The 10,523-nt window shown below is 57.9% G+C and carries 11 protein-coding genes; 2 read left to right on the top strand and 9 right to left on the bottom strand.

The features are described 5' to 3' along the window. Positions 1-20: 20 nt before the first annotated feature. Positions 21-1,793 carry a ShlB/FhaC/HecB family hemolysin secretion/activation protein gene (locus BZG29_RS13270; RefSeq protein ID WP_077403407.1) on the bottom strand — a complete coding sequence of 591 codons (1,773 nt, stop codon included), beginning with the start codon at positions 1,791-1,793 and terminating at the stop codon, positions 21-23. A 738-nt stretch (positions 1,794-2,531) separates the two neighbouring features. Between BZG29_RS13270 and BZG29_RS13265 the strand changes: the two genes are divergently transcribed. Continuing rightward, positions 2,532-2,969: a helix-turn-helix transcriptional regulator gene (locus tag BZG29_RS13265; protein ID WP_077403404.1), complete on the top strand. Its 438-nt coding sequence runs from the start codon at positions 2,532-2,534 to the stop codon at positions 2,967-2,969. 8 nt (positions 2,970-2,977) lie between these two features. On the opposite strand, the gene BZG29_RS27740 is transcribed toward BZG29_RS13265, so the two are convergent. The 5 genes from BZG29_RS27740 to BZG29_RS13245 all read right to left on the bottom strand — a co-directional run bounded on the left by BZG29_RS27740 (position 2,978) and on the right by BZG29_RS13245 (position 7,253). Next, positions 2,978-3,211 (bottom strand): hypothetical protein, encoded by a 234-nt coding sequence (locus BZG29_RS27740; protein ID WP_150130892.1) that lies wholly within the window; start codon positions 3,209-3,211, stop codon positions 2,978-2,980. A gap of 40 nt (positions 3,212-3,251) precedes the next feature. Continuing rightward, positions 3,252-4,862: a glutamine-hydrolyzing GMP synthase gene (gene guaA, locus BZG29_RS13260; RefSeq protein ID WP_034777714.1), complete on the bottom strand. Its 1,611-nt coding sequence runs from the start codon at positions 4,860-4,862 to the stop codon at positions 3,252-3,254. 66 nt (positions 4,863-4,928) lie between these two features. Then, positions 4,929-6,389 carry an IMP dehydrogenase gene (gene guaB / locus BZG29_RS13255; RefSeq protein WP_034752206.1) on the bottom strand — a complete coding sequence of 487 codons (1,461 nt, stop codon included), beginning with the start codon at positions 6,387-6,389 and terminating at the stop codon, positions 4,929-4,931. A 143-nt stretch (positions 6,390-6,532) separates the two neighbouring features. Next, complete coding sequence (locus tag BZG29_RS13250; protein ID WP_077403401.1) at positions 6,533-6,829, bottom strand: RnfH family protein; 297 nt, start codon at positions 6,827-6,829, stop codon at positions 6,533-6,535. Beyond that, positions 6,822-7,253 carry a type II toxin-antitoxin system RatA family toxin gene (locus BZG29_RS13245; protein WP_034752216.1) on the bottom strand — a complete coding sequence of 144 codons (432 nt, stop codon included), beginning with the start codon at positions 7,251-7,253 and terminating at the stop codon, positions 6,822-6,824. The genes BZG29_RS13250 and BZG29_RS13245 overlap by 8 nt, the downstream gene beginning before the upstream one ends. Positions 7,254-7,346: 93 nt before the next feature. On the opposite strand from BZG29_RS13245, the gene smpB reads away from it, so the two are divergent. Then, positions 7,347-7,796 (top strand): SsrA-binding protein SmpB, encoded by a 450-nt coding sequence (smpB, locus tag BZG29_RS13240; RefSeq protein ID WP_034752217.1) that lies wholly within the window; start codon positions 7,347-7,349, stop codon positions 7,794-7,796. Between the two features lie 310 nt (positions 7,797-8,106). Here smpB and BZG29_RS13235 read toward each other — a convergent pair whose 3' ends face one another. The 3 genes from BZG29_RS13235 to BZG29_RS13225 all read right to left on the bottom strand — a co-directional run bounded on the left by BZG29_RS13235 (position 8,107) and on the right by BZG29_RS13225 (position 10,426). Continuing rightward, positions 8,107-8,415: an H-NS histone family protein gene (locus BZG29_RS13235; RefSeq protein ID WP_010397665.1), complete on the bottom strand. Its 309-nt coding sequence runs from the start codon at positions 8,413-8,415 to the stop codon at positions 8,107-8,109. 634 nt (positions 8,416-9,049) lie between these two features. Then, positions 9,050-9,994 (bottom strand): stomatin-like protein, encoded by a 945-nt coding sequence (locus BZG29_RS13230; RefSeq protein ID WP_035818190.1) that lies wholly within the window; start codon positions 9,992-9,994, stop codon positions 9,050-9,052. A 15-nt stretch (positions 9,995-10,009) separates the two neighbouring features. Then, entirely contained in the window at positions 10,010-10,426 is a 417-nt protein-coding gene (locus BZG29_RS13225) for an NfeD family protein (RefSeq protein ID WP_077403398.1), read from the bottom strand. Positions 10,427-10,523: the final 97 nt, after the last annotated feature.

Here is a 10,523-nt window from a genome sequence, read left to right as displayed (position 1 = left end):
CGTAACTACATTGCTAAATATCAATAACTGGCGTTCAGGCGGAAGCCGGCCGTATGCCTGGCCGTGCGGAAGAGTTCAGGTTTATGCACGGGCCAGCCGACAAAGGCGTCGTACTGCACGCCCAGCCATTGCCCCCGCAAGCCGACGAAACCGCCCGTCAGGCGGCGCGCGATCAGCCATTCCGCGGATGGCCCCGATACCTCGCCATGATCGAGTCCCGCATACGCTTGCTGGCCGCTGCGACCCAGCGGCACGCCGATTTCGTTACGCAGCAGCCAACCCCGTTCGGCCGACAGGCTGCTTTCGCCGTCGTAGCCGCGCACCGTATAGCGCCCGCCGATGGCGAAGCGGTCTTGCGGCACCAGCGGCGTGCGGTTGTGCTGCGTGCGCCAGCTGCCCGTGTAGTGCAACGGCTGGCCAGCCAGTGTGAACGGCGCCGACACGGCCGCGTCGGCCAGGATGAGCTTGAACCGCGACGTGCCCTCGCCAAACGCTTCCTCGGGCGCGGCCAGCGCATCCATCGCGCCCGTGCCGCGCCGGTATTGCAGGTTCAGGTCCAGGGTGGCTTGCCCCAGGAATTCGCGGTGGCCAAGGCCCAGTTCCCAGCCGGCCATGCGGCGGCGCTGCACTTCCACTTCCGTATCATCGATAAAGTTTTGCGCGGAACGCTGCCAGCCCCGTAGCGACACCGTCGTCTTGCGCGAGGCGTCGCGGTACACCAGACGCGACAGTTTCACTTCGCGATTCTGGCTGGCGCCGCTGTAGTTGTAGTCCTGGCTGATGCCGGCTACGGACTGGTGGTAATGGCTGTCGCTGACCGTGAAGGCCAGCAGCCAGTAGGCGTAGGGAATCGAATAATGCGCCACCATGCCGGCCGTGCCGCGCGGACCGTCGCGGTCGCCGTCGACGTTCTGGTTCAGGCTCAGGTAAAACAGGTCGTTCAGGGTCAGCCAGTGGTCGTACGACAGGGTCACGCTGCCCTGCAGCTTGCCCGTCGAGCGCGAACCGCCATCGTCGAGGCCCAGCGCCAGGCGAAACGGCAAGCCCTGCTTCCACTGGATCTGCAGGTCGCTCTCGCCCGGTTTCGCATTGCCGCCCTCGGCCGGCATGATCTGGATATCGGCCTCGGCCGTCGGCACGCGCTTGAAGTTTTCCAGCGCCTGTTCCGTATCGCGCACATTGAGCAAGTCGCCTGGGCGCGCCGGCACGGCATTCCACCACGTGGCGCGGGGATTCGTGCCGGGCGCAAAGCCGATCTGGCGGATGCGCCCCGGTATCAGGCTCAAGGCCAGCGTCCCCTTGCTCAAATCCTGCGGTTCGGCCAGCACGCGCGTCGTGACATAGCCGCGCGCGATGATGGCGTTCTGCAGCCGCCCCATCAGCACATTGATGGCCTGCGTGCCCAGGCAGCGCCCCAGCGCAGAGTCCGGCGCACCCAGGTCGTCGCGCCCGGCGGCGGCCAGCGCCCACTGGAATTGCGCGGCGTCCTCGCCACGCAACACCAGCTGGTCAATCGTAAAGCATGGCGATTCGCCTGCGGGCAGGCGGTTGGCGGAGGCGGCCGCGGGCGCCTCGAGCAGGCGCACGTCGGGCGTGCGTTCCTGCTGCTGGCGCAGGAGGCGCTCACGTTCTTGCTGGCGGATAAGTTCTTGGCTGGCATCGTCGCGCTGACTGGCGCCAGGCGGGTTGAGAAGGGGCGGCGCGATTTCAGGACGGGTCTGCGCGGACACGGCGGCACACAAGGTGCCACTAAACAAAAATACACCGCACCATGGCGTCAAGCGCGGGTGCATATGTTGCCTTAAGTAATTATTTACGTAATGAAATTATAAATTAATTATTTCTGCATGGCAACTATATTTATTTCTTGAGAACTTTACTTCTTTGGTAACTGTCTTTCAACTATCCGATTACCACTAGTAAATAGATGCGCGGCCTTCTGGCGGCAGCACAGGTAATGGGACCCGGCATCCATGGCACAAAAAAAGCCCTGTAAAACAGGGCTTTGGCTTACCAAATCAGTAAGAACAGGAAATTTTATAGTGGAAACCTATTCCACTCAATTCTCAATGAGGCCGCCATGCCTTTGATTTTTCAGTGTTTACCAGGTTATCCAGTTGCCAATACCCTCAAAAATACCTTCACCAGAAAAATCCGTCATTGCCGGTTTGTCGCTGCAGGGATGGGAGAAACTAGTCCGCTCGTTCGCACTTTTCACTAGATTCTTCTGGGCGATGAAGCCTTCATATCGGCACATCAGCAATCGCAGCGTTCCCCGACGGTTTGGCGTTCATAGCGCTTGCAGAACGTCAGCCTCAAGGCGGCGCCATTCTCTATCCGCGGCCATTGATCCAGTCCAACCGGAAGGAATCCGAAACAAGGGGGTGCCGCAATGCCGCTCCCGGGCAGTAAAATCACTGCTGCTGACCAGGCTGTGGCCAGCAAAACGCTCTCGTTCCTTTCATCATTGCGGAGACAGCTGCGTCACAGCCGGTCATTCACGAACGTTGTATATATGAAAGGCAATATGTATGTCTGGCAACACCCATGTTTCTGAGCGGCTCAAAAGCGGCCGCGAGAATCTTCGTATCTCACAAGTGCTGCTTGCCGAAGTGGCGGGCATCAATCCCACGCAACTGTATCGCTATGAATCAGGCAAAGCCAAACTGCCTATGGACGCGGCAGAAAAGATTGCCGCCGCCCTCGGCGTCAGCACCGCCTGGCTTGTGCATGGGACGTTGCCCATCGCCAGAGGGACGCAAATCGACCCGCCAGTGCCGGCCGGAGGGGCGCTGATCCTGAATTTTCTGGAACTTCCCCCCGTGCTTGCCTCCGCCGTGAAGCGCCTGTCCATGCAAAATGGCAGCACCGTAGAAATAGAGCTGCTGGACCTCGCGCGTCAAGGCCTCGAAGCCATTCCCCAAAAAGCCTTCGATTGCGCCGAGTCCGCAAGCAAGAGCGAGAAATAGCCAGATCACTACCTTGCTGAAAAGTCGCGGTAGATGGAGTGGTGCAGCTCACGGGGAAATACGCGGAGCGTGATCCATGCGCTGCCCTGTGAAGTCAAAAAACTACCTGATGGCTGGATGGAGTCATTGACTTGGGATCGTGCTGGAGACGTCAATGCACGCATTTCCTTGGCGCGACGGATCAACCGAATGCACATCAAAAAAATGGCCATTGATAATTTTTTTGAATTATCAATGGCCATATATTTTTCACTTTAAAATCAATTACTTAAAGCGAACCCATCATTCCCACTCGATGGTCGCCGGCGGCTTGCCCGAAATATCGTAAACGACGCGGTTGATGCCGCGCACTTCATTGATGATGCGGTTGGAGACCTTGCCCAGCAAGCTGTGCGGCAGGTGCGCCCAGTGGGCCGTCATGAAGTCTTGCGTTTGCACGGCGCGCAGGGCGACCACGTATTCGTAGGTGCGGCCATCGCCCATCACGCCCACCGATTTGACGGGCAGGAAGACGGCGAAAGCCTGGCTGGTCGCTTCGTACCAGTTCGCTGGCAGCGCATCCGGGTCAACGGCCTGGCCGGCGACGAACTCGTACGGCGTATTGCGCAATTCTTCGATGAAGATGGCATCGGCGCGGCGCAGCAGGTCGGCATAGTCTTTCTTGACTTCGCCGAGGATGCGCACGCCCAGGCCCGGGCCCGGGAATGGGTGACGGTAGACCATGTCATGCGGCAAGCCCAGGGCCACGCCCAGTTTGCGCACTTCATCCTTGAACAGTTCGCGCAAGGGTTCGAGCAATTTGAGCTTCATGGTGTCCGGCAAGCCGCCCACGTTGTGGTGGCTCTTGATGGTCTGGCCTTTTTTACCTTTACCTGCCGATTCGATCACGTCCGGGTAAATCGTGCCTTGCGCCAGCCATTTGGCATTCACCAGCTTGCCCGATTCGACCTGGAAGACTTCGACGAATTCACGGCCGATGATCTTGCGCTTTTGCTCGGGGTCGGTGACGCCGGCCAAATGGCCCATGAACTGGTCTTCCGCATCGACGCGGATGACTTTCACGCCCAGGTTCTTGGCGAACATGTCCATCACCATCTTGCCTTCGTCGAGGCGCAGCAAGCCGTGGTCGACGAAGACGCAGGTCAGCTGGTCGCCGATGGCGCGGTGGATCAGGGCAGCCGCGACGGACGAATCGACGCCGCCGGACAGGCCCAGGATGACGTCGTCGCTACCGACTTGCGCGCGGATCTTTTCCACCGCTTCGCTGATGTAGTCGGGCATGTTCCAGTCCGACTTGCAGCCGCAGATTTCATGCACGAAGCGGCCGATCATGGCCTTGCCCTGCACCGTGTGGGTCACTTCCGGGTGGAATTGCACGCCGTAGAACTGGCGCTCTTCGTCGGCCATGGCGGCGATCGGGCAGCTCGGGGTATTGCCCATCAGCTTGAAGCCTGGCGGCATTTCCAGCACCTTGTCGCCGTGGCTCATCCACACTTTCAGCATGCCGTGGCCTTCGTCGGTGACGAAGTCGGCAATACCGTTGAGCAACTTGGTATGGCTGCGGGCGCGCACCTCGGCGTAGCCGAATTCGCGCACCAGGCCGTTTTCCACCTTGCCGCCCAGCTGGGCCGCCATGGTTTGCATGCCGTAGCAGATGCCCAGCACGGGCACGCCCAGTTCGAACACGGCTTGCGGCGCGCGCGGCGAATCGCCGTCCAGGGTGGAATTGTGGCTGCCCGACAGGATCACGCCGGCGGCGCCATAGTTGCGCACGAATTCGTCGCTGACGTCATACGGGAAGACTTCGGAAAACACGCCGGAATCGCGCACGCGGCGGGCGATCAACTGGGTGACTTGGGAACCGAAATCGAGAATGAGGATTTTAGAATGCATGATGGGGACTTTATCTGTGGTCATTACAAAACCGGCGCACTAGGCGCCGGTCTGGTCTGTCGCTAATTACTCTGAACGGTAGTTAGGGGCTTCTTTGGTAATCTGCACATCATGGACATGCGACTCGCGCATGCCGGCCGAAGTGATTTCCACGAATTCCGCTTTTTCGCGCAGTTCGTCGATGGTGGCGCAACCGCAGTAACCCATCGATTGACGCACGCCGCCCACCAGCTGGAAGATGATCGCCAGCACGCTGCCCTTGTAGGCCACGCGGCCTTCGATACCTTCAGGCACGAACTTGTCGGCCTTCATCGTGGCGTCCTGGAAATAACGGTCAGCCGAACCATCGGACATCGCGCCCAGCGAACCCATGCCGCGGTACGACTTGTAGCTGCGGCCCTGATACAGGATCACTTCGCCTGGTGCTTCTTCCGTACCGGCAAACATGGAACCCATCATGACGGTCGAAGCGCCCGCGGCCAGCGCTTTCGAGATATCGCCCGAGAAACGGATACCGCCGTCGGCGATACAAGGCACGCCCGTGCCTTCCAGTGCTTCAGCAACATTCGAGATGGCCGTGATTTGTGGCACACCCACACCGGCGACGATACGCGTGGTGCAAATCGAGCCAGGACCGATGCCGACCTTGACCGCATCGGCGCCGTATTCGACCAGCGCCTTGGCGGCAGCGGCGGTAGCGATGTTGCCGCCAATCACTTCGACTTGCGGATACTTTGTCTTGATCCAGCGTACGCGGTCGAGAATGCCTTGCGAGTGGCCGTGGGCCGTATCGACCACCAGCACGTCGACGCCGGCAGCGACCAGCAAATCGATGCGCTCTTCATCCTTGGCGCCTACGCCGACGGCAGCGCCGACCAGCAGCTTGCCCTGGCTGTCTTTCGACGCGAACGGGTGGGAAGTCGACTTCTGGATATCCTTGACGGTGATCAGACCGCGCAGCTCGAACGCGTCGTTGACGACCAGCACGCGCTCCAGGCGGTGCTTGTTCATCAGGCGCTTGGCTTCGGCCGTATCGGCGTCTTCCTTGACGACCACGAGTTTTTCGCGCGGGGTCATCTTGGCGGAAGCTTCCGCGTCGAGTTCCTGCTCAAAGCGCAAATCGCGGTTGGTGATGATGCCGACGACTTCCTTGCCTTTGACAACAGGGAAACCGCTGATGCCGTATTGTTCCGTCAGGGCGATCACGTCGCGGATTTTCATTTCCGGCGGAATCGTGATCGGGTCGCGCAGCACGCCGGCTTCGAAACGCTTCACGCGGGCCACTTCACGCGCCTGGTCTTTCGGATTCAAATTCTTGTGAATGATGCCGATGCCGCCTTCCTGGGCCATCGCGATCGCGAGGCGGGCTTCCGTCACCGTATCCATGGCTGCGGACAGCAAGGGAATATTCAGGGTGATATTGCGGGTCAGGCGAGTTTTGAGGGACGTATCGGCGGGCAGAACGTTGGAGTAGGCTGGGACGAGCAGCACGTCATCGAATGTGAGTGCTTTTTGAAGTAGACGCATAGCATTTCCTATTGGCGCAAAAGCAGATTATACAGAAAAAAGCGCCCTCCGTCCTTGCAGCATAGAAAAGATATTTGGAAATAGCAAAAAAATGTCCCGCCAGGGCCAGCCGCAAGCCGCAGCCCCGCCCTCTTCCAGACCCGTCAGGTCTTGGCGGGCTTGCCGCTGGCACGCCGGCGGCGCGCTTCTTTCGGGTCTGCCTGCAGCGGACGGTACACCTCGATACGGTCATGCTCGCGCAAGACGGTGTCCAACGGCTTCTTCTTGCCATAGATGCCGACCATATTCACGGCCAGGTCGATGCCGGGGACTTCCTGCAGCAAGCCGCTCTGCTCCACCGCCTGCCCGATGGTGGTGCCTGCAGGCACCTTCAGTGAGCGCAGAAAGCTGCTATCCGGCAAGGCGTAACACACCTGCACCGCAATGTCCGCTTCAGCCATACACCGTCTCCGCGCGCTTGCAGAAGGAATCGACCATGCTGTTGGCGATCATGCCGAAGACGGGGCCGATGATCTGCTCGAGCACGCGGCTGGAAAACTCGTAGTGCAGGTCCAGTTCGATCTTGCATGCATCTTCGCGCAGGGCCTTGAAGGTCCACACGCCGTCGAGGGTCTTGAAAGGACCGTCCACCAGCTTCATCTTGATGGAGCTCGGCGGCACGTTCTCGTTGGACGTGGTGAAGCTTTGGCGCACGCCGTGGTAATGTATGCCCACGCTGGCGACGACCGTGTTCTCGCCCCGCTCGCGAATCTCGACCGCACCGCACCAGGGCAGGAATTTGGGATAATCCTCCACCGCCGCCACCAGCGCGAACATTTGTTCGGCGCTATAGCCGAGAAAAACTGATTTATGTACTACTGCCATTGAAGAACCATTTGCTATGATGTTGGATACATTTGATTTTATCGCGCTTGCGCGAGACAGTAGTTTAACCGACCCGCGCACATTTACCATCTCATGACCATAGCAGACAACAGAAAAGCCTTCCACGACTACTTTATCGAGGATCGCTACGAAGCCGGCATCGTGCTGGAAGGCTGGGAAGTCAAAGCCATCCGCGACGCCCGCGTACAAATCAAGGAAGCCTACGTTGTCGTCCGCGGCGATGAACTCTTCCTGTTCGGCGCGCATATCAGCGCCCTGCCGACCGCCTCCACCCACATCCACCCGGAAGCCGTACGCACGCGCAAGCTGCTGCTGCACCGCACGGAAATGGATAAACTGATCGGCAAGGTGGAACGCTCCGGCTATACGCTGGTGCCGCTCAACCTGCACTACAAGGGCGGCCGCGTAAAATGCGAAATCGGCCTGGCCAAGGGCAAGAAACAGCATGACAAGCGGGCAGCGGAACGCGATCGTGACGGCGCGCGCGAAGTGCAGGCGGCAATGAAGTCGCACCGCCGCTGATCCGGCACCACGCGCAGCGATCTGCTCCAATACCACCAAGCCCGGCTATATGCCGGGTTTTATTTTGCCGGCGCCTGCGGCAAGCGGAAATGCACAGCGCACTGGGACAAAAACAGGAAAATGAAGAGATACTGCGGAATAAGACAGGTATTATTGAAAATACCGTGGAGATAAGCGAATGAATCAGCTTTGCCCACCTGGCCAAAGACAATTAATCAGAAAAGTTCCGGATGCTTGCATGCTGCCTTGTACTACACCTGTCACTCCACAGGGCAAGCATCCGAATGAGCGGTTTTTTAAACCTTCAGGATCAAACCTTCAGCAGATCGCGCGACTTGCCCGAATCGGTCCACTCTTTGACCCATTTCGGTTGACGGCCACGGCCAGTCCATTGCTGCGTCGCATCATCCGGATTGCGATAGCGTACTGCGACCGTGCCGGTTTTAGCGCGGATACCGGTACCAACCAGATCTTTTACGGAAACGCCAACGCTCTGGGCGATTGCCAGGATTTGTTCGCGCGCTTTGGATAGGTCGTCCTGTTCGCGTTTCTTCATTTGCTTCTTGATGTCGTCCTGCAAGGTGCGCAGTTCGGACAGGGATAAGCTGGACAGATCCATGATATTTCCTTGTGTGAGTTGAAAAATATAACTGAACAGTTAAATTCTATCCAATTGTAACGCGACTGAGGTGATTTTTCTTGAGATTTGATTGTTTTTTACAATTCTTTTACCAAAAACCCGACTTCCCCGACCTTCAGATGATGTAAGTCTTCAATCCAGGGAGCGGACATCGCGCTGGACCGACTGTCTGCGCCGACTTCCCTGCCTTGTGCGATCGCGATTCAATGCAGCACCATCGACGGTATTTATTTTGCAGCACTTTCTGCCTCATTGCAATTTATAGTAATCATAAATTGCAATTCAAAATATACATTGGAGCAATACCATCGCCAATTATGCCTCAACTCCCAAACACTACCCAAGTATCCGCTGCGGATATCGGTTGAGTCATCGCAATGCATGAGCAGCAGATTTTACTTCAATCAAAAAGATAAGCGTCGTACGACAGCATATAATCCCGAAAGTGCGCACAGCATAGCATAAAGAAAATATTTTCAACATTACCATTTAAAGCGCAGATACTCGAGCCCTGTTGCCAGCATATATTCCAGCAGCACAAATGAAAACTGCCCGCGATATGGCGGGCAGTTTTGACGACAAACTTGCTACGAGTTTGCTATTCACCAGGCAATCAGGGAATCGCCACGCCGCCTTTCGGCTTTTGCGTTTTCACCACCTGCATCGCCGTGGCGATCAAACCGCTCATATCGCCCAGATTGGCCGGCACGATAATCGAGTTATTTGTTTTCGCCAATTGCGCGAACGCGCCCACATACTGTTCGGCCACCTTCAGGTTGACGGCATCTTCGCCACCCGGCTCACGGATGGCGGCACCTACCTGGCGCAGCGCTTCGGCACTGGCTTGCGCCAGCGCGACGATGGCCGTGGCCTGGCCTTCGGCGCGGTTGATCGACGCCTGCTTTTCGCCTTCCGAGCGGGCAATCGCCGCTTCGCGCTCGCCGCTGGCGATATTGATCTGCTCCTGCTTGCGCCCTTCCGAGGCGGCAATCAGCGCGCGCTTTTCGCGCTCAGCCGTAATCTGCGCCTGCATCGCATGCAGTATCTCTTTGGGCGGCGTCAAATCCTTGATTTCATAGCGCAATACCTTGACGCCCCAATTCGCCGCCGATTCATCGATGGCATTCACGATAGCCGTATTGATATGGTCGCGTTCTTCAAATGTCTTGTCGAGTTCCATTTTACCGATCACCGAACGCAAGGTCGTTTGCGCAAGTTGCGTAATGGCGGCGATATAATTCGACGAGCCATACGAAGCACGCATGGCGTCGGTAATCTGGAAATACAGAATGCCATCGACCTGCAATTGCGTATTGTCGCGCGTAATACATACCTGCGGCGGCACGTCGAGCGGAATTTCCTTGAGCACGTGCTTGTAGGCGATACGATCGACAAAAGGCACGACGATATTCAAGCCAGGGCCCAATACCGCATGGAACTTGCCCAGGCGCTCCACCACCCAGGCATGCTGCTGCGGCACCACATTGACCGTCTTGAAGACAAATACCAATGCCAGCAATAACAAGATCAGCGACACGCTACCAGTGCTTACTTCCATAATCTACTCTCCAGGTTATCCAACAATCAAACGGCTGCCACGCACGGCACGGATGGTGTAATGGCCGGCTTGCGTATCGCTGCCGGGAATCAGTTCCACATCCCACAAGGCGCCGCGGTACATGACGCGCGCCGCGCCATCGACCCAATGCGCAACCGCCACGCTTTGGCCGATATCGAGATTGACATTCGGATCCTGCGCCGCATCGCGCCGCGCCGCCTTGGCAAAACGGCTGCGCCGCAATAACAGGGTGGCCGCCACGCCGACAATGGCGGCCGTCAGGGCTTGCCAGCCGCCATTGCCGCCCGCCAGCGCCACCAGTCCTCCGGCACTGATACCGATGGCGATCATCAGCAAATAAAACGTGCCCGTAAACAGCTCCAGGATCAATACCGCGCCAGCCGCCACAAACCAGCCCACCCATTCAGCCATGATGCCTCCATCTTTGCGAATCCGAAAATAAAAAACCCCGCAGCCTATATAAGCGACGGGGTTTAATGCGTATTACTGCCTGATATTATTCTTGCCA

The sequence above is a fragment of the Janthinobacterium sp. LM6 genome, from assembly GCF_002002885.1.
Lineage (GTDB): Bacteria > Pseudomonadota > Gammaproteobacteria > Burkholderiales > Burkholderiaceae_D > Janthinobacterium > Janthinobacterium kumbetense.
This window is presented reverse-complemented; position numbering and strand designations above follow the sequence as displayed.

Coding starts and splice junctions, on each gene's coding strand:
- BZG29_RS13270 (WP_077403407.1), bottom strand. CDS start 1,793: ATGCACCCGCGCTTGACGCCATGGTGCGGTGTATTTTTGTTTAGTGGC.
- BZG29_RS13265 (WP_077403404.1), top strand. CDS start 2,532: ATGTCTGGCAACACCCATGTTTCTGAGCGGCTCAAAAGCGGCCGCGAG.
- BZG29_RS27740 (WP_150130892.1), bottom strand. CDS start 3,211: ATGGCCATTGATAATTCAAAAAAATTATCAATGGCCATTTTTTTGATG.
- guaA (WP_034777714.1), bottom strand. CDS start 4,862: ATGCATTCTAAAATCCTCATTCTCGATTTCGGTTCCCAAGTCACCCAG.
- guaB (WP_034752206.1), bottom strand. CDS start 6,389: ATGCGTCTACTTCAAAAAGCACTCACATTCGATGACGTGCTGCTCGTC.
- BZG29_RS13250 (WP_077403401.1), bottom strand. CDS start 6,829: ATGGCTGAAGCGGACATTGCGGTGCAGGTGTGTTACGCCTTGCCGGAT.
- BZG29_RS13245 (WP_034752216.1), bottom strand. CDS start 7,253: ATGGCAGTAGTACATAAATCAGTTTTTCTCGGCTATAGCGCCGAACAA.
- smpB (WP_034752217.1), top strand. CDS start 7,347: ATGACCATAGCAGACAACAGAAAAGCCTTCCACGACTACTTTATCGAG.
- BZG29_RS13235 (WP_010397665.1), bottom strand. CDS start 8,415: ATGGATCTGTCCAGCTTATCCCTGTCCGAACTGCGCACCTTGCAGGAC.
- BZG29_RS13230 (WP_035818190.1), bottom strand. CDS start 9,994: ATGGAAGTAAGCACTGGTAGCGTGTCGCTGATCTTGTTATTGCTGGCA.
- BZG29_RS13225 (WP_077403398.1), bottom strand. CDS start 10,426: ATGGCTGAATGGGTGGGCTGGTTTGTGGCGGCTGGCGCGGTATTGATC.